An 18,557-nucleotide genomic window follows, 5' to 3' on the forward strand; every position below is an offset into this window, starting at 1 on the left:
AAATGTCTTGGTGGGAATTTAGGGGATTTTTGGGGGATTTTGCAAAGGTCTCAATATGCCAGTTAAGGTTCTTGGTCGTGCCTATTATAATATTCCCGGCATTACTGACCAAAATACCTTGGCAGAATTTTGGAATCATCCGACACCGCCTGACAAAGAGCTGTTTCATGCCTACCGTATGTACCACCTCAACGTAACCCAAATTAACGGCAACTTCTACAATCAGGTCTTTTTCCTCAACAAAAACTCTTCCGACTCTTCCACACCAGCAATCTGACTTAGCGAAGGAAAGTTCAGGCCGTCTGAAAACATTTCAGACGGCCTGAAGCAATCAATACCTTAGCTACTGCCATGTAAATAAAACACAAAAACCTGCATTTATCATTAACAATAAATTACAAAAACAGTATAATGACCGAGCTGTCATGAGCGCATACCGACTCAACCTGAGCCCTTTGCAACGCACAAAATATGGATGTACCCCCAGGCAAAACAATATAACAAGCCAAGCATCCTAAAGATAAGCCAGCAAGGCAATACACTCTACAAAACTATGCCGAGCAATATTTTTACAAAGCCCTCAACCGGTATCGCCGCCCATATGCCGCAGCATCCGTCTTCCACTTTATATCCGCCCGCAAACCATGACCGCCGCTCCTGATATCCTCTACCGGCAAGCCGCCGCCCTTTTGGAACAATCCAATACCGCCCAAGCCCTGCCCCTGCTGCAACAGGCCGCAGAGCAGGGATATACGGAAGCTGCTTTTGTATTGGGCGACCATCTGCTGCAAAACGGTCATCCGGAGCAGGCACTTCCATGGCTGGAAGCCGCCGCGGCCCAACGCCATCCCAAGGCACTCTTTATCCTACTGCAACAACGCGAACACAACGGCACTCCAACCGGACAGCTTCTCAACGACTACGCCTGGCTGGGTGAGCAAGGTCACCTCGAAGCCCAATTAATCCTCATGCGCTACCACGCGCAGCGCAACGATCCACAATCCCTCTACTGGGCAGAGCTTGCCGCTGCTCGATATGCCGCGCCTGCATATTACCATCTGGCACGCCATCATCAACGACAAGGCAACATTGAAACAGCCATTGAACAATACGAAAAAGCGGCCGCGCTCGGCGTAACTGCTGCCTGCTGGCAACTCGGTCAAATCTACTTCTACGGTACAGGTGTCAGCCCCAACCACGGACAAGCCGAACATTATCTCGAACAAGCCGCGCAAGCCGGCCACATCACCGCACAAACCCTACTGGCCGACCTTCTTGCCGCCCAACGCAAACCCGAAGCCTTAAAATGGTATCGTCGTGCCGCCGATAAGGAGCAAGCGGAAGCACAGGCCAAGCTGGCCCAATACGCCCTGACCGGCGAACTCTCCGAACGCGATCCGTTCCAAGCGGCACGATATGCCAAAGCCGCTGCCGAGAAAAACCATCCCGAAGCGCTGAAAATCATGGGCGACCTCTACCGCTACGGCCTCGGTATCAAAGCCGACAACCATATCGCGCATGATTACTACCACTGTGCAGCCGCACTGGGTTCTGCCGCCGCAGCACAAAAACTCATCAGCGACGCCGCGCTGTACCATCCGCAACAATACGAACAAATCAAAACTACCGCCCTGCAACAACAACAAACCGAAACCACATACCGTTTGGCGGAAGCACAAGCCAATGCCATCGGCCGTCCCGCCGACTATAATGCCGCGCGCAAAAATTACATGGAAGCTGCCGAGTTCCACCATAAAAACGCGGCGGCAGCCTTAGGCCGCATCTACCATTACGGCCTCGGTACGGCGCAAGATCCTCGGGCGGCTGCACACTGGTACGCCATTGCTGCCGAACAAAACCACCCTTCCGCCCAATACCACCTCGCCTGTTTTTACTATCACGGGCAAGGTGTCGGCTGTCATGTTCCGACCGCCTGCTACTGGCTGCAGGCCGCCATCAGCAACGGCCACACTTCGGCCGAATCATTAACATCCCTATTAGAACAATGGCGCCGTGAAGCGCACCATGCCATCGGGCAAAAAGACCGTCTGAAAAGATTTACACTCGCATTTTTTGACAATCTTTAACTATTCCCCTAATATTTGCCAGTTATTTTTCACGGACACATCATTGTTTTCATTTCTTTCTGAAAACACCTTGCCTTGTCCGCGCATCAATACCATGACACTCGGCGGATAACGCCAAGCGTTGAAACACACTGCATCCGGAACAAAAACGGATGCTCGGAAAAACATTTCTAGGAGGTGAAACAACATGGAATGGGAATTCAACAGTTATTACACACTGATTGCCGCCACGCTCGTGTTGCTGGTTGGTAAATTTCTGGTTCAAAAAATCAAATTCTTAAGAGACTTCAATATTCCCGAGCCGGTCGCCGGCGGTTTGGTTGCCGCTATCGTCCTGTTCGCCCTGCATGAAGCCTACGGCGTCAGCTTCAAATTTGAAAAACCGCTGCAAGATGCGTTCATGCTTATCTTCTTTACATCCATCGGTTTGAGCGCCGACTTCTCCCGTTTGAAAGCGGGCGGTTTGCCTTTGGTTATCTTTACCGCCGTGGTGGGTGCATTCATCATCGTCCAAAACTTCGTCGGTGTCGGCTTGGCGAGCGCATTGGGCTTGGATCCACTGATTGGCCTGATTACCGGTTCGATTACCCTGACCGGTGGTCACGGTACAGCCGGCGCATGGGGTCCTGACTTTGAAAGCAAATTCGGTCTGACCGGCGCAACCGGTTTGGGTATGGCTTCTGCAACATTCGGCCTGGTATTCGGCGGTTTGATCGGCGGTCCTGTTGCACGCCGTCTGATCAACAAAATGGGTCGTAAACCTGTCGTCAAAACTGCCAAATCCGACGACAACGATGTTGCCGACGACATCTTCGAAAAAGCACAACGTACACGCCTGATTACGGCTGACTCCGCTGTCGAAACCCTGGCTATGTTTGCCGCATGTTTGGCTTTTGCCGAAATCGTCGACGGCTACGACAAAGCCTTCTTCGACCTGCCTAAATTCGTATGGTGTCTGTTTGCAGGTGTGGTCATCCGCAACGTCCTGACTGCAACCTTCAAAGTCAATATGTTCGACCGCGCCATCGACGTATTCGGTAACGCTTCCCTGTCGCTCTTCCTTGCCATGGCTCTTCTGAACCTGAAACTGTGGGAATTGACCGGTCTGGCAGGCCCTGTGACCATCATCTTGGCCGTACAAACCGTCGTGATGATTCTGTACGCCACTTTCGTTACCTACGTCTTCATGGGTCGCGACTACGACGCTGCCGTATTGGCGGCAGGCCACTGCGGCTTCGGTTTGGGTGCCACCCCGACCGCCGTTGCCAACATGCAGTCCATTACCCAAACTTTCGGCCCGTCTCACAAAGCCTTCTTGATTGTGCCTATGGTGGGTGCGTTCTTCGTTGACTTGCTCAACGCCGCCATCCTCTCCGGCTTTGTCAGCGTCATCAAAGGCTGATACTTCTGACATAGAAAAGCACTTGCCGCATTTACTTGCTGCAAGTGCTTTTGTTATGATAGGCACGTCAGGCCGTCTGAATGGCCGTCATCTTCAGGAGTACCTATGTACAAAAAAACCGCTTCCGTATTGATTTTAAGCACGATTCTTCTTGCCGCATGCAGCAAAGAAGAGCCAAAAGCCGCGCTTGATTGCGCCCAACCGGCCACACTGCAAAACATCCGTACCACCATCGAAGACACCCTCAAACAACAAGCGCGCTCCTTTGCCCGCAATGACAACCGCCAATTCGTCGATGCCGATAAAATCATCGCCGCCGGCCTCGAATTAGAAACCCTGCTTGAAGACGCCAAAGAAACCGAAGACGACGGCAAAGCCATCTGCCGCGCCAACCTCAAAATCCGCATTCCAGACACCATCCTCAAAACAGCCATAGACAACAGCCCGCTGATTTACGGCAACACCCCGTTATCCGACATGCTCGAACAAAAACTGATGGGCAGCAACCTGACTTTTGAAAACAACACGTTCAGCACCACCCTGCTCTATACCCCCGACAAAGACGGCAAACCGGTTCTCGAAGACAATACCCTGAGCACCACAGCCCAAACCCTTTCCGCCACCCTGCTGCCCTACGGCGTGAAAAGCATCGTCATGATAGACGGCAAGCCTGTATCCAAAGAGCAGGCCATCAAGCTGCTGCAAAACCAAAATACGGAAGAGCCGCCGACTGTTGATCCACAAGACATCCTGGAAAACAACGCCGCCAGCCAAGCCGTCGGCTTGACCGATGATGACGACAATTCAGACTACGAAGTCCTGCGCCCTGACCGCGAAACTCAGCGCAACGAGCCACCCGGCCTCAGCCAAAGCGAACTTGACAACGCGCGTGCGCAAAACCGTCAGGCAGACGGCGAGATCAACGACCTTTGGAGCGGCATGGATAGCGATGTCAAACAACAAATCCTAGGCGAACAACGCGCCTGGATTCAAAGCAAAAAACTCAACTGCCAACAAGCCGCCGCGTCCGCAGACAACGCTGCGCAAGCAGAATACCTGCGCTTACAGTGTGAAACCCGCATGACCCGCGAACGTACGCAATACCTGCGCGGCTATTCCATCAACTAAAACCGATAAGGCCGTCTGAACATTCAGACGGCCTACAAGAAAGCACATCACATCATGCAATACCGAATCCACCGTGAAGGCGATGCCCAAAACGCACCATCTTCAGCTTCCACACCCGTCGACAACTGGGAGCGCAACACCCTGCGCGAAGTCCTCCTCGCCGCCTACCAAGAACAGCGCCGCGCCCGCATTTGGCGCAACATCTGGCGCGGCGTCGCCGTCCTCATCTTTCTCAGCCTGATCTTCGGCCTCTCGGAAGAAGAAGGAAAAACCACGAGCATCCACGCCCGCGGCGAACACACCGCCGTTATCGACCTGACCGGCGAAATCGGCAACGACATCGACGACCAAGTCCAAATCCTGCGCGACAGCATGGAAGCCGCCTATAACAACGGCAACGCCAAAGCCATCATCATCCGCGCCAACAGCCCCGGCGGTTCGCCTGTCGTGTCCAACACGGCCTTTAACGAAGTCCGCCGCCTCAAAGCCGAACACAAAGACATCCCTGTCTACCTCGTTGCCGAAGACATGTGCGCTTCCGGCTGCTACTACATTGCCGCCGCAGCCGACAAAATTTACGCTGACCCTTCCAGCATTGTCGGCAGCATCGGCGTGATTGGCGGCGGTTTCGACTTTACCGGCCTGATGGACAAAGCCGGTGTCAAACGCCGTCTGAAAACCGCCGGCAGCAACAAAGGCATGGGCGACCCTTTCACGCCTGAAACACCGGCCCAAACCCAAATCTGGGAAACCATGTTGGGCGATATCCACCAAGAATTTATCAAAGCCGTCAAACTCGGCCGTGGCGCAAGGTTGAAAGACAAACAGTATCCCGATGTTTTCAGCGGCCGCATCTACACCGGCAAAGAAGCCAAACAAGTCGGCCTGATTGACGACTTCGGCAGCATTTACAGCGTTGCCCGCGATGTTGTCAAAGCCCCCGAGCTGGTCAACTACACGCCGCAAGACGATTTCAGCAAAATGCTCAGCCGCCGCTTTGGAGCAGAAGTGAAGGCCAAAGTCAAAGAAACTTTGTCTGAAATTTGGTAAACCAACAAACCAAAAGGCCGTCTGAAACCCAAAATATCGGAGTTTCAGACGGCCTTTTTATATGGTTTTTCAAATAAAACGCTGATTATTGTCCAAACATTTATCGGCTTCATAAACCGACAGGCACATATCCCCTGATGATGCTTTTACGGAAACACATTACGCTTGCAAACGATTAAACCTTCACACTTCAGACGGCCTGTTTCTGCATATTGTGCGCCATATCAAGCGCGGCTTGAACGGCAGTAATCAGGCTGCCGGAATCGGCTTTGCCCGTACCTGCCAAGTTCAAGGCCGTGCCATGATCGACAGAGGTGCGGATAAAGGGCAGGCCGAGGGTGATATTCACGCCTTCGCCGAAACCGGCATATTTGAGCACCGGCAGCCCTTGGTCGTGATACATGGCGAGGACGGCGTCGGCGTCTTTGAGCAGGAAAGGTTGGAACACCGTGTCGGCAGGATACGGGCCGCGCGCGTCTATGCCTTCGGCCTGCAAGGCATGAAGCGCCGGAATAATGGTGTCGATTTCTTCGTGTCCCAAATGGCCGCCTTCGCCCGCGTGGGGATTGAGGCCGGTAACGAGGATGACCGGTTTGACTATGCCGAACTTATGGCGCAGGTCGTGTTCAAGAATGCGGACAACCGACTCGATTAAAGGCTTCGTGATGGCGGCGGGAATGTCTTTCAGCGGCAGATGGGTGGTCACCAATGCCACACGCAGGCCGCCGCCGGTCAACATCATGACGACTTGTTCGGTATGGCTTTTTTCGGCGAGGTATTCGGTATGGCCGCTGAAAAATCCGTTGCCTGCGTGGGCATCGTTGATGATGCCTTTATGCAGCGGCGCGGTCACCATACCGGCAAACAGGCCGTCTGAAATGCCTTGATACGCCGTATCCAGCAGTCGGAGCACATACGCGGCATTGGCAGGATTGAGTTCGCCCGCCCGACACTCGGCATCTAAAGGAATATGCATGACTTCGAGTTCGCCCTTGGGCAACGGTTCAGCCGCTTGGGCTTGAAAATCGCGCAAGATGACGGATTTGCCGAGCTGTTCGGCCCTGTTTACCAACAGGTTTTTGTCGCACAAAACAACGAGGCGGCAAGGAAGGTCGGCGAAAGCCAAATCGAGGCAGATGTCGGGGCCGATACCGGCCGGTTCGCCGGATGTAATGGCGAGGATGGGAGCAGTCATGGTGTTTCTCGGTACGGGTTACAGTATTTAGACAACAGTCAGGCAAAATGCCTGCCCTACTTTTGCAGATTAACACAAATACAAAAAGGCCGTCTGAAAACAGTTTTTGCTTGGTCAAACTGTTTTCAGACGGCCTTGGCTGTTTACCGTTTTACACTTAAGATCGACAGCCGATCATGCGGTATAAAACATCGTGGCCTTGAATGCGGTGAACCACAACCATGGCAATGTGGCCGGCGACAAGCGCGAAGAGCAGCCAGCCGAGTTTGCCGTGCGCCATATTGCCGAGGTTGGACATCCATTCGATTTTTTCAGGCGAACCCTGCATCACTTCGACACCGAATACTTTCAACGGGCCGCGGCCGCCGCCGTATTGGCGGATCATGCCGATAACGGGAACGACGAGCATGAGGACGTAAAGGGCAAGGTGGCCTGCTTTGGCGGCAAAGCTGTCGGCGGCAGGACGTTTGGACGCATTGAGCAAAGCCCAAACAATGCGCACGGCAATCACCAGCAGCGTGATGAAACCGATGGATTTATGCACGCCGAAGAGCGATTTGACCCATTCTTCACCATCGTAGATGGTCCAAACGGTAATGGTGGAGAGGATGCCGATGAAACCGAGTACGGTCAGCCAATGCAACGCGCGCGCGACGGCATCGTAGGTTTGTGGGCGTGTAGCGGTCATGATGTTTCCTTGTTTTTGATTTGTTTGGTTTTTTGAATCGGCGGCATTGTAACAAAAATGCCCAACCAATTATGTTGTCTTTTTGAAGAGATTTCGTAAATATTTGGAAAATTTGAAGAAACGGCGGTTTTACCCGTCAGGCTGCACAGGCCGTCTGAAAACAAAGGCAGGAATACCACCTCCTATGCCGAACTCGGGCTAAAATAGGCGTTTTTATTCTCGGGTACGCATCGATGCAGATTTGGATTCGGCGGTTTGCTCTGTTGCTTCTGCCTTTGGGTTTCTTGGCGGTCATGGTGGCCGCGCCTTTGCTGTCGCTGGCGTTTTACGACGGCGAAGGCGCTTGGGCGGAAGTGGTAGCTGATGACTATATGCGCCTGCGCTTGGGCTGGACGGTGGCGCAGGCGGTTTTGACCTGCGTCTTGGTCACGGCTTTGGGCGTGCCTGCGGCGTGGGTGCTGGCGCGGATGGACTTCGCCGGACGGCGCACGGTTTTACGCCTGCTGATGCTGCCTTTTGTGATGCCGACTTTGGTGGCAGGCATGGGCGTGCTGGCCTTGTTTGGCGCACACGGCATGCTGGCGGCAGGTTGGCAGGACACACCGTGGTTGCTGATTTACGGCAACGTGTTTTTCAACCTACCGGTTTTGGTGCGCTCAGCGTATCAGGGGTTTGTGCGTGTACCGCAGGCGCGGTTGCTGTCGGCGCAATCTTTGGGCGCGGACGCGTGGCGGCGGTTTGTCTGGGTCGAGTGGCCGGTGGTGCGTGCATGGGTTGCCGGCGGTGCGTGCCTGGTGTTTTTATATTGTTTTTCAGGCTTCGGGCTGGCCTTGCTGCTCGGCGGCGAACGTTTTGCGACGGTGGAAGTAGAAATCTACCGACTGGTGGCGTATGAGTTGGACATGGCGCGTGCGTCGGTGTTGGTGTGGCTGGTACTGGCGGTTACGGCGGCGGCAGGTGGTTTGTATGCGTATTGGAGCAGGCGCGTGGCTGTGGATAAGTCGGTCTCGCCTTTGCCTCCGCGTGTGCCGATATGGGCTTGGGAAAAATGGCTGACGGCAACGGTATTGACCATGTTGGCACTGTGCTGCCTGCTGCCTTTGGCGGCAGTGTGGCTCAAAGCGGTATCGGCAGGCTCTTCTTGGGCAGTCTTGCTAGAGGCGCAAACGTGGGCGGCAGTGTGGAACACCGTCCGTTTCTCTGCGGCAGCAGTAGCGGCGGCAACGGTTTTGGGCGCGCTATATGCGGCGGCGGCACGGCAAATGGCGTGGTTGCGCGCGCTGATGTTTTTACCGTTTATGGTGTCGCCCGTGTGCATCGCGTTTGGCGTTTTGCTGCTCTATCCGCAGTGGACGGCTTCGCTGTGGCTGCTGACGGTGACTTACGCGCTGTTGGCGTATCCGTTTGTGGCCAAAGACGTACTGGCCGCGTGGGACGGTTTGCCCAAAGATTACGCGGCGGCGGCTCGTACTATGGGCGCAAACGGTTTTCAGACGGCCTGTTATGTAACCGCGCCTTTATTGAAACCTGCCTTGCGGCGCGGCCTGACTTTGGCTTCGGCAACGTGTATCGGCGAATTTGCGGCCACATTGTTCCTGTCGCGCCCCGAATGGCAGACGCTGACCACTTTGATTTACGATTATCTCGGACGCGCCGGTGCGGACAATTACGGACGGGCGATGGTGTTGACGGCGGTATTGACCGCTTTGGCTTTGACGGCATTTTTGCTGGTGGACGAAGCGGAAGGACAAAAGGCCGTCTGAACGTGGTCGGCTCAAATCCCCTTCACTTTCACTACACTATTGCCGCGCCTTGTATCGAAAATTGATTGAATCCGCTATATAATTTGTTTTTAACCGCACTCAACACGATCTATCATGACCGACTTAGAAACCAAACGCCTTGAAACCCAAGCCATGCTGGACAATGCCGACTTGCTGTTTGACCAAGAACAATGCCGCACGGCCTTGCAAAAAGTTGCCGACGACATTACCCGTGACTTGGGCGACAAATACCCCCTGCTCCTGCCTGTAATGGGTGGCGCGGTGGTGTTTACAGGACAGTTGTTGCCGCTGTTGCGCTTTCCTTTGGACTTTGACTACGTCCACGTTTCCCGCTACGGCGACAAACTCGCAGGCGGCGCGTTCAACTGGAAACGCATGCCCGACCCCGAGCAAATCAAAGGCCGTCATGTAGTCGTTTTGGACGACATCCTGGACGAAGGCCACACCATGGCCGCCATTCAGGAAAAACTGTTGGAAATGGGCGCGGCAAGCTGCCGTGCGGCCGTATTTGCCAACAAACTGATCGACAAAGAAAAACCGACCAAAGCCGATTATGTCGGTTTGGACGTGCCCAACCGCTACGTCTTCGGCTACGGTATGGATGCCGCCGGCTGTTGGCGCAACCTCGGCGAAATCTACGCCTTAAACAATAAATAAAACAAAGGCCGTCTGAAAAATCTTCAGACGGCCTCAACCCCCATGCTAGGAACACATCATGATAGGTTTGTTAATCATTACACATGAAACCATAGGTGAAGCCTATCGCGGTTTGGCCGACCATTTCTTTCCCAACAGCTTCCCCGAAAATCTCCACATACTCGGCGTACAGCCTAACGAAGATCAAAACGACATCATCAACAACGCCATCGCCGCGTTGCAGGAATTTCCCGACAACCGCGGCGTGCTGATCATGACCGACATCTTCGGCGCAACCCCGAGCAACGCCGCACGCCGGCTGGTGCGCGAAAACAAATCCGCCATCCTGACCGGCCTCAATGCCCCGATGATGATTAAAGCCATCCAATGCTCATCACAAGCAGAAAACCTCTCCGACTTCACCGAAACCGTCAAAGAAGCCGCCATCCGGGGCATTTTCGCCATTACATCCGCACCTGAAGACCTGGTGTGCAAAGAACACGGCTAAGGCCGTCTGAAAACATTCACTTTACGAACATTTAGGGGACATCCATGCTCAAACAAGAAATCGAAATCATCAACAAACTCGGCCTGCACGCGCGCGCCTCCAGCAAATTCACCCAAACCGCCTCCCAATTCCAAAGCGAAGTCTGGGTCACCAAAAACGGCAACCGCGTCAACGGCAAAAGCATCATGGGCCTGATGATGCTGGCCGCCGCCAAAGGCACCGTGATTGAGCTGGAAACAGAAGGCACAGACGAAGCCGCCGCCATGCAGGCGTTGACCGACCTCATCAACGACTACTTCGGCGAGGGCGAATAATGAGCATCGTCCTACACGGTGTAGCCGCGGGCAAAGGCATTGCCATCGGCCACGCCCACCTGATTACGCGCGGCACAACGGAAGTCCCCCAATACGACATTGATCCCGACAAACTCGATGCCGAAGCCACACGTTTCGACAACGCCATCAAAGCCACGCGCAAAGAATTGGAACAGCTGCGCGGCGCGATTCCCGAAAACGCCCCGACCGAATTGGGCGCGTTCATCTCGCTGCACCTGATGCTGCTGACCGACGTTACCCTCTCGCGCGAACCCATCGACATTTTGCGCGAGCAAAAAATCAACGCCGAATGGGCATTGAAACAGCAAAGCGACAAACTCGCCGCCCAGTTCGACAGCATCGACGACGACTACCTGCGCGAACGCAAACAGGACATGCTCCAAGTCGTCCGCCGCATCCACAACAACCTTGTCGGCCAAAGCAACGAAATCAACCTCGCCGGCAACCTGTTTGACGACACCGTCCTCATCGCGCACGACCTCTCGCCTGCCGATACCGTATTGTTCAAAGAGCAGCACATTACCGCCTTCGTAACTGATGCCGGCGGCCCGACCAGCCATACCGCCATCTTGGGCCGCAGCCTCGACATCCCGTCCGTCATCGGTCTGCACAACGCCCGCAAACTCATCACCGAAAACGAAATCGTCATCGTCGACGGCATCAACGGCATCCTCATCATCGATCCCGACGAAGTCGTCCTCAACGAATACCGCCGCCTCGCTCGCGAATACCGCAGCCACAAGCGCGAACTCAACAAAATCAAAAAAACCGCCGCCACCACGGCCGACGGCATCAACATCGAACTTTTGGCCAACATCGAATCCGCCGAAGACATCAAAGCCCTGCACAACTTCGGCGCAGACGGCGTCGGCCTGTTCCGCAGCGAATTCCTCTACCTCAACCGCGACAACATGCCGACCGAAGACGAACAATACGAAGTCTATGCCGGCATCGTCAAAAAACTCAAAGGCAAAAACATCACCATCCGCACCGTTGACTTGGGTGTCGATAAAAATCCGCGCTGGTTCGGCCAAAACAGCACGCCCAACGGCAGCCTCAACCCCGCGCTCGGCCTGACCGGCATCCGTTTGTGCCTCGCCGAGCCGGTCATGTTCCGCACCCAAATGCGTGCCATTCTCCGCGCCGCCGCCCACGGCCCCGTGCGCATGATGTGGCCGATGATTACGTCCATTTCCGAAGTGCGCCAATGCCTTATCCATCTGGACACGGCCCAACGCCAACTGACCGAACGCGGCGAAACCTTCGGTCCGGTCAGCATCGGCTGCATGATCGAAATCCCGTCTGCCGCCATGACCGTCGGCAGCATCCTCAAGCTCGTCGATTTCATCTCTATCGGCACCAACGACCTGATTCAATACCTCTTGTCGGTCGACCGCGGCGACGACAGCGTCAGCCACCTCTACCAACCCGGCCACCCTGCCGTCCTCAAAACGCTGCAACACATCATCCGCACCGCAAACCGCATGGAAAAAGGCGTATCCATCTGCGGCGAAATGGCCGGCGATACCGTCTTCACCCGACTGTTGCTCGGCATGGGCCTGCGCCGCTTCTCCATGAACCCCAACAACCTGCTTTCGGTTAAAAACATCATCCTGCACAGCCACACCGGCCATCTCGAAAACGATGCCGCCAAAATCCTGCGCTGCGAAGATCCGGAAAAAACCGAGAAGCTGATTAAAATCCTCAACCAAAGCGAACAGGCGGAATCACAGGCCGTCTGAACCTCCGGCAAGGGCGTGTTTCAATACACGCCCTTTTTATTCGTCCCCATTTTGGGTTTACACCCGATTCTCCCGCAAGCCCCTTCTTCCCTATTTCGCCATTTCAAAAACCAACCTTTTTCACTTTTCCCCAATACTGCTTACAGACCGTCTGAAAAATATATGGCGCAAGTGAAATAAACGCTTTTATGCCTACACCAAAGGCCGTCTGAACCCCGATTACAAGGTTTCAGACGGCCTGCTGTACTCAACCGGATACCTTTTATTTTTTGCAATAAATGACCCTTTGCCTATTTCTTCCAGCTACTGCCCACTATGGCTTTAGGCACCCATATCATTCCTTTTCACTAGGTCTTCAGTATACCCAAACATTATCCCTTTATTTTAATGATGCAACTTTTTATTCTGGAATATGTCTATTCTCATGTTTCACTTGAAAAAAGATTCAATACCTTGTAAATTTATAAAAGATAATAGTTATCATCATATTTTAAAGGAATAGTTCATGAGATTTACGCAACTTTCTGCTTTGATTGCCGCTACAGCTTTATCAATCGGCTCCGTATCCGCTTTTGCCAAACCGGTTCAGCTGACCGATACCGTCGGCCGTAAGGTAACCGTCGACCTACCTGCCAAACGCGTGGTTTTGGGCTTCTACTACCAAGATTACATGGCCATCGGCGGTAAAACCGCGCTGGACAACGTTGTCGGTTTCTCCAAAGCAGTTTGGGCCGACTGGGCGCCGCCGAGCTGGGCGGCATTCAGCAAAGCCGTGCCTAAACTGAATCAGCTGACCGACGTGGGCGAAGTGGAAGTCGGCACTTTCTCGATTGAGAAAGTATTGGCGCTGAAACCCGATTTGCTAGTTTTGGCCGAATGGCAATACAAGGCTTTGGGTTCCGATCTTGACCGCATCAACAAAGCCGGCATCCCCATCGTTGTGTTGGATTACAACGCGCAAACGGTCGCCAAACACGTTCAATCGACCAAGCTCATCGGCACGCTGACTGGCCAGCAGCAAAAAGCCGACAAACTGGCGGCAGACTACAAACGCGTCGCCGACACCATCCAAGCGCGCGTGCAAAAAGCCAACCTGCCCAAGCCTAAAGTCTATGTCGAGTTCGGCAACAAAGGCCCTGCTGAACACAGCGTTACCTTCGGCAAGAGCATGTGGGGTTCGATGGCGACGCTGGTCGGCGGCAACAATATCGCCGCTTCTTCGGTCGAGTTCTACGGCCCGATCAATCCTGAAAAAGTCCTCGCCGCCAAACCCGACGTCATCGTGATTACCGGCCGCGAAACCGAATTGAAGAAAAGCCCGACCGCCATGGTGATGGGTTGGGGCATTCCGAAAGCCGAAGCGGAAAAACGCTTAGCAGGTTTTGCCAAACGCGCCGGCTGGGCCAACCTGCCTGCGATTAAAAACAACCGCCTCTATGCCGCCTACCACGCCAACTCGCGCACGCTCTCCGACGGCGCATCGATTCAATTTATGGCCAAAGCGATTTATCCGCAGTTGTTCAAAGACTTCAATCCTGAAAAGACTTATATCGACTTCTACCGCCAAAACCTGCCGGTTGTACCGAACGGTACGTTCTACCTGTATCCGAAAGGGCAATAAGGCGGGCTTCTGGGTTTCAGACGACCTTTTTATGCGGAAGGTCGTCTGAAAGTAGCGTGGGTTTTGTACAGCGTAGCGTGGGCTTTTCCCACGGATGACGTTTGCGGAAATGATGGCAAACGGTATGAGGTTTTCCATATTTTCGCGGGCAAAGCCCACGCTACGACTTTCCGTTGTGCCGAACGGAGAGCTTCAGGTGGGTTTGACTGTTTTTGCCCTCTCCCTAGCCCTCTCCCACGGGGAGAGGGAACAAATTGCAGGGAATCACAACAATGGTCGGATTTCAGTCATCCGATTCCCTCTCTCCGTGGGAAAGAGAACAAATTGCAGGGAATCGCAACACATAGTTGAATTTCAGTCATCCGATTCCCTCTCCCCGTAGGAGAGGGCTAGGGAGAGGGCAAAGCCGTTTGGAACGCCGTTATCCCGATTTTCAAAAACCATCCTTCAAAACGGATACAGACAAAAGAGATGGTCGAGCATGGATGTCCGGCCTTATTACTTAATTTCAAAGGTTTAAAAAAATGAATGATTCGGTTGTCGCCGAGATTGTGAAAAACCAGCGCAAGTTGGAAGGCAAGCGTTGGTTGATTGTGTTGATGTTTTTAGCCATCGCCGCGGTCAGTTTCCTATTCGACATCGCCACCGGCCCTGCGATGACGGACACGCTGCCTGTCGGCGAAGTAGTCAATGTTTTGCTGGGCAAACCCGAAGTCGATGAAATGAACCGCCTGATTGTGATGGATTTGCGCCTGCCGATTGCGGTGATGGCGCTGGTAGTCGGTGCGGCTTTGGGCGTCGGTGGGGCGGAGATTCAGACGCTGTTGAACAACCCGATGGCCAGCCCTTATACGCTGGGTTTGGCGGCGGCGGCGGGTTTGGGCGCGTCGGTAGTGATTGCGTTCGGCGGTTTCGGGCTGCCTGAAACGGTCGCCGTCCCCATCGGCGCGTTTGTGATGACCATGCTGGCTTCGGGTATCTTGTTTCTGTTTGCCTCGGCGCGCCGCTTCAACTCGGCGATGTTGGTGCTGGTGGGGATTGCGCTTTTGTTTCTGTTTCAGTCGATTTTGTCGCTGATTCAGTTTATCGCCGCGCCTGAGATTTCGCAGCAGATTTTGTTTTGGCTGTTCGGCAGCCTGACCAAGGCGACTTGGGAGACGGTTGCGGTTACGGCGGCGGTTACGGCGGTGTGCGTGCTGTTGCTTTCGCGTGATGTGTGGAAGCTGACCGCGCTGCGTTTGGGTGAAGAACGCGCCGTCGGGCTGGGCATCAATCTGCAACTTTTGCGCCTGAAAACGCTGGTGTTGGTGGCGGTGATGACGGCGACGGCAATCAGTTTCGTCGGCGTGATCGGCTTTATCGGACTGGTCGCGCCGCATGTGGCGCGGATTCTTTTGGGCGAAGACCAACGTTTCTTCCTGCCCGGCGCGATGCTGGCAGGGGCGGCGTTTTTATCGGTGGCGAGCGTGTTGTCCAAGGTGATTATTCCGGGTGCGCTGTTTCCGGTGGGGATTGTTACGTCGTTTGTCGGCGTGCCGTTCTTCTTCTGGATTGTGTTAACGAAACGGTAGGTCGTCTGAAATGTTGAAACTTGAAAACGTCCATATCCGGCGCGGCGATTATGTGGTCGCCGACAGTATCGATTTGACGCTGGAACAAGGCAAAGTCTATTCCGTGCTCGGCCCGAACGGCACGGGCAAATCCTCGCTGATGAAAACGATTTTCGGCGAAGTGGTGCACAAAGGCACCATCCGCTACGGCGACGAAGTGTTGAGCAAAATCCACCTGCAAAGCTGGCGCAAACGCATAGGCTATATGCCGCAGGATACCGCCGCCGAAGCCTCGCTGACCGCGCTGGAAGTCGTGTTGCTCGGCCGCATGGACGCGCTGCACATGCACGTCGGCGACGAACTGCTGCACGAAGCCGCAAGTATCATGGCGGAGCTGGGCATCGGCCATCTGGCGCACCGCGACGTCATGCGGCTTTCCGGCGGACAGCGGCAGCTCGTCATGTTTGCCCAAGTCATGCTGCGCCGTCCCGAAATCCTGATGCTGGACGAACCGGTCAGCGCGCTGGATATGCACCACCAATTGAACCTCTTGGAGCGCGTGGTGCAATACACGCACGAACACAATCTGGTTACGCTGATGGTGTTGCACGATTTGAGCCTCGCCGCGCAGTTTTCAGACGGCGTGATTCTGCTCGGCGAAGGCAAAGTACAGGCGCAGGGCGCGCCGCAGGACGTGTTGCAGGCGGACATGATCGGCAGATTGTACAAAGTGGACATCGAACTTTTATACGACAGCAAAGGCCTGCCCGTTATCCGCCCGATGCGGCAGAGTACGTAACTTGACCGCTCCTGAAATGTCGGATTTGAACATCCGGCCTGCGGACTCCCTGCAACTTATCCCCTCTCCCGCGGGAGAGGGTTAGGGAGAGGGTTAGGGAGAGGGCGGTAAGCCCAAGGTTTACCTCTCCGACTCATCAGCCCGTCCCATATTTTTTATCCTTAGAAAGGACTCCCTCCATGAAAAAATCCCTCTTCCTCCTCATGCTGACCGCATCCCTCGGCGCATACGCCGCCAACCACGAAATCAAAATGCTCGACAACGGCAAAGACGGCAGCATGGTGTTCGAACCCGGCTACGTCAACGCCAAAGTCGGCGATACTGTTACCTTCAAAGCCGCCAACAGCGGCCACTGGGTGCAAAGCAAAGCCCTGCCCGACGGCGTTGCCGACTTCCTCTCCGAAGACGGTAAAGACTTCACCCTCAAGCTCGACAAAGAAGGCGTGTATGTCTATACCTGCCCGCCGCACCGCATGATGAACATGAGCGGCGTGATTCAGGTCGGCAAACCGGTGAACAAAGCCAAAGCACAAGCCGTTGTCGATGAAATGGAAAACCGCGCCATGCAAAGCAAAGGCCGTCTGAAAAAATACATGGCACAAGTGAAGTAAACGCGTTTATGCCCGCATTAAAGGCCGTCTGAAACCTTTCAGACGGCCTGTTTCCTTTGCGTAAAACACGCATCAAAGCTATATCTTCCGTTTCAGTTTCCGATAAAATAGGCCTATTCCGACACAAGACCCGTAAGCATGATACGCCGCCTTTACTCCACGCTGTGGCACCTTGCCCCCTTCCTGATCCGCCGCCACCTGCGCCGCCGCGCCCTCAAATCCCCAGCCTATCTCGAGCATTGGGACGAGCGTTTCGGGCAGGCGTATCCCAATCCCGTACAACGCCCGATTTGGATACACGCCGTATCCGTCGGCGAAACGCGTGCGGCCGAACCTTTAGTCCAGGCATTGCGCCGCCATTTTCCCGACTCGCCGTTTTTGATTACCCAAATGACACCGACCGGCCGCGCCACCGCGCAATCCCTGTTCCCCGATGCGCAATGCCGTTACCTGCCCTACGACAAATCCGAATGGGTCGCCCGATTTTTAGCCGAACACCGCCCCATCTGCGGCATTTTGATGGAAACCGAAATCTGGCCCAACCTGATGCACAGCTGCCAAGAAGCAGGCATTCCCCTCTTTTTGGCCAACGCTCGCCTCTCCGAAAAATCCCAACGCGGCTACCTCAAAATCCGCAAGCTGGTCGAGCCTGCCATGCAGACCCTCTCCGGCTGCTTTGCCCAAACCGCCGCCGATGCCGAACGCCTGCACCTCATCGGCGCGTCCAACGTCCACGTCTGCGGCAACACCAAATACGACATCGCTCCCCCCGACGACTCGCGCCCGCTTGCCGTCGCCTTTAAAGAACGCATCGGCGCACGCCCCGTCGTCGTCTGCGCCAGCACGCGCGTGTACAAAGGCTCAGACGAAGCCGAGCTGCTCCTCAAAGCATGGCAGGGCTACCGCGGCAATGCCTTACTGGTCATCGTACCGCGCCACCCTGAAAACTTTCAGACGGCCTACGATACCGCCAAATCGCTTGGTTATACCGTCCAAAAACGCAGCGACGGACAACCCGTTTCCCCCGATACACAGGTTTGGATAGGCGACAGCATGGGCGAACTTGCCGCCTACTACCTCAGCGCAGACATTGCCTTCGTCGGCGGCAGCCTCGTTGATGCCGGCTGCCAAAACATCATCGAACCCATCTCCTGCCGCGTCCCTACCCTCTTCGGTTACTCCAACTACAACTTCGCCCAAGCCTGTAAAGGCGCAGTCGAAGCCAAAGCCGCCGTCCGCGTCGAAACTGCCGAAGCCTGGTACAGAACCACGCGCCAATACCTCGACGACGAAACGCTGCGCCAACAGCTGATCAGCCACACCAAGCAATTCATTTCGCAACACCAAGGCGCCAGTGCCAAAATTGCCAAAGCGATTGCAGATTGTTTGAATTGTAGAAACTAGTAGCGTTGTTTACAGTA

At 54.6% G+C, this 18,557-nt stretch carries 16 protein-coding genes and 1 pseudogene; 15 read left to right on the forward strand and 2 right to left on the reverse strand.

The window, feature by feature from the left end; translation table 11 throughout:
• Positions 1-52: 52 nt before the first annotated feature.
• From HMPREF3052_RS00130 to HMPREF3052_RS00155, 5 genes and pseudogenes are all read left to right on the forward strand, one after another.
• Positions 53-277: pseudogene (locus tag HMPREF3052_RS00130) on the forward strand (capsule polysaccharide modification protein); the annotation flags it as partial.
• Positions 278-644: 367 nt separating this feature from the next.
• On the forward strand, positions 645-2,087 hold the full coding sequence (locus tag HMPREF3052_RS00135; RefSeq protein ID WP_070747515.1) for an SEL1-like repeat protein: 1,443 nt from the start codon (positions 645-647) through the stop codon (positions 2,085-2,087).
• 187 nt (positions 2,088-2,274) lie between these two features.
• Complete coding sequence (gene gltS / locus HMPREF3052_RS00145; protein ID WP_003683777.1) at positions 2,275-3,489, forward strand: sodium/glutamate symporter; 1,215 nt, start codon at positions 2,275-2,277, stop codon at positions 3,487-3,489.
• A 105-nt stretch (positions 3,490-3,594) separates the two neighbouring features.
• The gene (locus tag HMPREF3052_RS00150; protein WP_070747522.1) at positions 3,595-4,617 is read left to right on the forward strand and encodes a lysozyme inhibitor LprI family protein; all 1,023 of its coding nucleotides are present in this window, start codon (positions 3,595-3,597) and stop codon (positions 4,615-4,617) included.
• Between the two features lie 54 nt (positions 4,618-4,671).
• Entirely contained in the window at positions 4,672-5,667 is a 996-nt protein-coding gene (locus tag HMPREF3052_RS00155) for a S49 family peptidase (RefSeq protein WP_070747523.1), read from the forward strand.
• Positions 5,668-5,857: 190 nt separating this feature from the next.
• On the opposite strand, the gene pdxA is transcribed toward HMPREF3052_RS00155, so the two are convergent.
• On the reverse strand, positions 5,858-6,862 hold the full coding sequence (gene pdxA, locus HMPREF3052_RS00160) for a 4-hydroxythreonine-4-phosphate dehydrogenase PdxA (protein ID WP_070747526.1): 1,005 nt from the start codon (positions 6,860-6,862) through the stop codon (positions 5,858-5,860).
• Positions 6,863-7,019: 157 nt separating this feature from the next.
• On the reverse strand, positions 7,020-7,550 hold the full coding sequence (locus HMPREF3052_RS00165; RefSeq protein WP_083318754.1) for a cytochrome b: 531 nt from the start codon (positions 7,548-7,550) through the stop codon (positions 7,020-7,022).
• 233 nt (positions 7,551-7,783) lie between these two features.
• On the opposite strand from HMPREF3052_RS00165, the gene HMPREF3052_RS00175 reads away from it, so the two are divergent.
• The 10 genes from HMPREF3052_RS00175 (at position 7,784) to waaA (ending at position 18,540) form a co-directional block, all read left to right on the forward strand.
• Positions 7,784-9,313: an ABC transporter permease gene (locus HMPREF3052_RS00175; RefSeq protein ID WP_070747530.1), complete on the forward strand. Its 1,530-nt coding sequence runs from the start codon at positions 7,784-7,786 to the stop codon at positions 9,311-9,313.
• A gap of 114 nt (positions 9,314-9,427) precedes the next feature.
• Positions 9,428-9,991: a hypoxanthine-guanine phosphoribosyltransferase gene (locus HMPREF3052_RS00180; protein ID WP_003683938.1), complete on the forward strand. Its 564-nt coding sequence runs from the start codon at positions 9,428-9,430 to the stop codon at positions 9,989-9,991.
• A 58-nt stretch (positions 9,992-10,049) separates the two neighbouring features.
• Positions 10,050-10,478: a PTS sugar transporter subunit IIA gene (locus tag HMPREF3052_RS00185; RefSeq protein ID WP_070747533.1), complete on the forward strand. Its 429-nt coding sequence runs from the start codon at positions 10,050-10,052 to the stop codon at positions 10,476-10,478.
• Between the two features lie 44 nt (positions 10,479-10,522).
• The gene (locus tag HMPREF3052_RS00190) at positions 10,523-10,792 is read left to right on the forward strand and encodes an HPr family phosphocarrier protein (RefSeq protein ID WP_070747536.1); all 270 of its coding nucleotides are present in this window, start codon (positions 10,523-10,525) and stop codon (positions 10,790-10,792) included.
• Positions 10,792-12,555 (forward strand): phosphoenolpyruvate--protein phosphotransferase, encoded by a 1,764-nt coding sequence (ptsP, locus tag HMPREF3052_RS00195; RefSeq protein ID WP_070747538.1) that lies wholly within the window; start codon positions 10,792-10,794, stop codon positions 12,553-12,555. The genes HMPREF3052_RS00190 and ptsP overlap by 1 nt, the downstream gene beginning before the upstream one ends.
• 505 nt (positions 12,556-13,060) lie before the next feature.
• Complete coding sequence (locus HMPREF3052_RS00200) at positions 13,061-14,176, forward strand: ABC transporter substrate-binding protein (protein WP_070747541.1); 1,116 nt, start codon at positions 13,061-13,063, stop codon at positions 14,174-14,176.
• 524 nt (positions 14,177-14,700) lie between these two features.
• A complete protein-coding gene (locus tag HMPREF3052_RS00205; RefSeq protein ID WP_070747543.1) occupies positions 14,701-15,747 on the forward strand; it encodes a FecCD family ABC transporter permease in 1,047 nt (348 codons plus the stop codon).
• A 10-nt stretch (positions 15,748-15,757) separates the two neighbouring features.
• Positions 15,758-16,525: an ABC transporter ATP-binding protein gene (locus tag HMPREF3052_RS00210; protein ID WP_070747545.1), complete on the forward strand. Its 768-nt coding sequence runs from the start codon at positions 15,758-15,760 to the stop codon at positions 16,523-16,525.
• 179 nt (positions 16,526-16,704) lie between these two features.
• Positions 16,705-17,136, forward strand: coding sequence for a plastocyanin/azurin family copper-binding protein (locus HMPREF3052_RS00215; RefSeq protein ID WP_070747547.1), 432 nt, complete (start codon positions 16,705-16,707; stop codon positions 17,134-17,136).
• Between the two features lie 138 nt (positions 17,137-17,274).
• Positions 17,275-18,540 carry a lipid IV(A) 3-deoxy-D-manno-octulosonic acid transferase gene (gene waaA / locus HMPREF3052_RS00220; protein WP_070747549.1) on the forward strand — a complete coding sequence of 422 codons (1,266 nt, stop codon included), beginning with the start codon at positions 17,275-17,277 and terminating at the stop codon, positions 18,538-18,540.
• Positions 18,541-18,557: the final 17 nt, after the last annotated feature.

It is taken from the genome of Neisseria sp. HMSC056A03 (genome assembly GCF_001815685.1).
Lineage (GTDB): Bacteria > Pseudomonadota > Gammaproteobacteria > Burkholderiales > Neisseriaceae > Neisseria > Neisseria subflava.

What these genes read in the sequence shown, in the direction of transcription:
- HMPREF3052_RS00135 (WP_070747515.1), top strand. Translation starts at nt 645, where the DNA reads ATGACCGCCGCTCCTGATATCCTCTACCGGCAAGCCGCCGCCCTTTTG.
- gltS (WP_003683777.1), top strand. Translation starts at nt 2,275, where the DNA reads ATGGAATGGGAATTCAACAGTTATTACACACTGATTGCCGCCACGCTC.
- HMPREF3052_RS00150 (WP_070747522.1), top strand. Translation starts at nt 3,595, where the DNA reads ATGTACAAAAAAACCGCTTCCGTATTGATTTTAAGCACGATTCTTCTT.
- HMPREF3052_RS00155 (WP_070747523.1), top strand. Translation starts at nt 4,672, where the DNA reads ATGCAATACCGAATCCACCGTGAAGGCGATGCCCAAAACGCACCATCT.
- pdxA (WP_070747526.1), bottom strand. Translation starts at nt 6,862, where the DNA reads ATGACTGCTCCCATCCTCGCCATTACATCCGGCGAACCGGCCGGTATC.
- HMPREF3052_RS00165 (WP_083318754.1), bottom strand. Translation starts at nt 7,550, where the DNA reads ATGACCGCTACACGCCCACAAACCTACGATGCCGTCGCGCGCGCGTTG.
- HMPREF3052_RS00175 (WP_070747530.1), top strand. Translation starts at nt 7,784, where the DNA reads ATGCAGATTTGGATTCGGCGGTTTGCTCTGTTGCTTCTGCCTTTGGGT.
- HMPREF3052_RS00180 (WP_003683938.1), top strand. Translation starts at nt 9,428, where the DNA reads ATGACCGACTTAGAAACCAAACGCCTTGAAACCCAAGCCATGCTGGAC.
- HMPREF3052_RS00185 (WP_070747533.1), top strand. Translation starts at nt 10,050, where the DNA reads ATGATAGGTTTGTTAATCATTACACATGAAACCATAGGTGAAGCCTAT.
- HMPREF3052_RS00190 (WP_070747536.1), top strand. Translation starts at nt 10,523, where the DNA reads ATGCTCAAACAAGAAATCGAAATCATCAACAAACTCGGCCTGCACGCG.
- ptsP (WP_070747538.1), top strand. Translation starts at nt 10,792, where the DNA reads ATGAGCATCGTCCTACACGGTGTAGCCGCGGGCAAAGGCATTGCCATC.
- HMPREF3052_RS00200 (WP_070747541.1), top strand. Translation starts at nt 13,061, where the DNA reads ATGAGATTTACGCAACTTTCTGCTTTGATTGCCGCTACAGCTTTATCA.
- HMPREF3052_RS00205 (WP_070747543.1), top strand. Translation starts at nt 14,701, where the DNA reads ATGAATGATTCGGTTGTCGCCGAGATTGTGAAAAACCAGCGCAAGTTG.
- HMPREF3052_RS00210 (WP_070747545.1), top strand. Translation starts at nt 15,758, where the DNA reads ATGTTGAAACTTGAAAACGTCCATATCCGGCGCGGCGATTATGTGGTC.
- HMPREF3052_RS00215 (WP_070747547.1), top strand. Translation starts at nt 16,705, where the DNA reads ATGAAAAAATCCCTCTTCCTCCTCATGCTGACCGCATCCCTCGGCGCA.
- waaA (WP_070747549.1), top strand. Translation starts at nt 17,275, where the DNA reads ATGATACGCCGCCTTTACTCCACGCTGTGGCACCTTGCCCCCTTCCTG.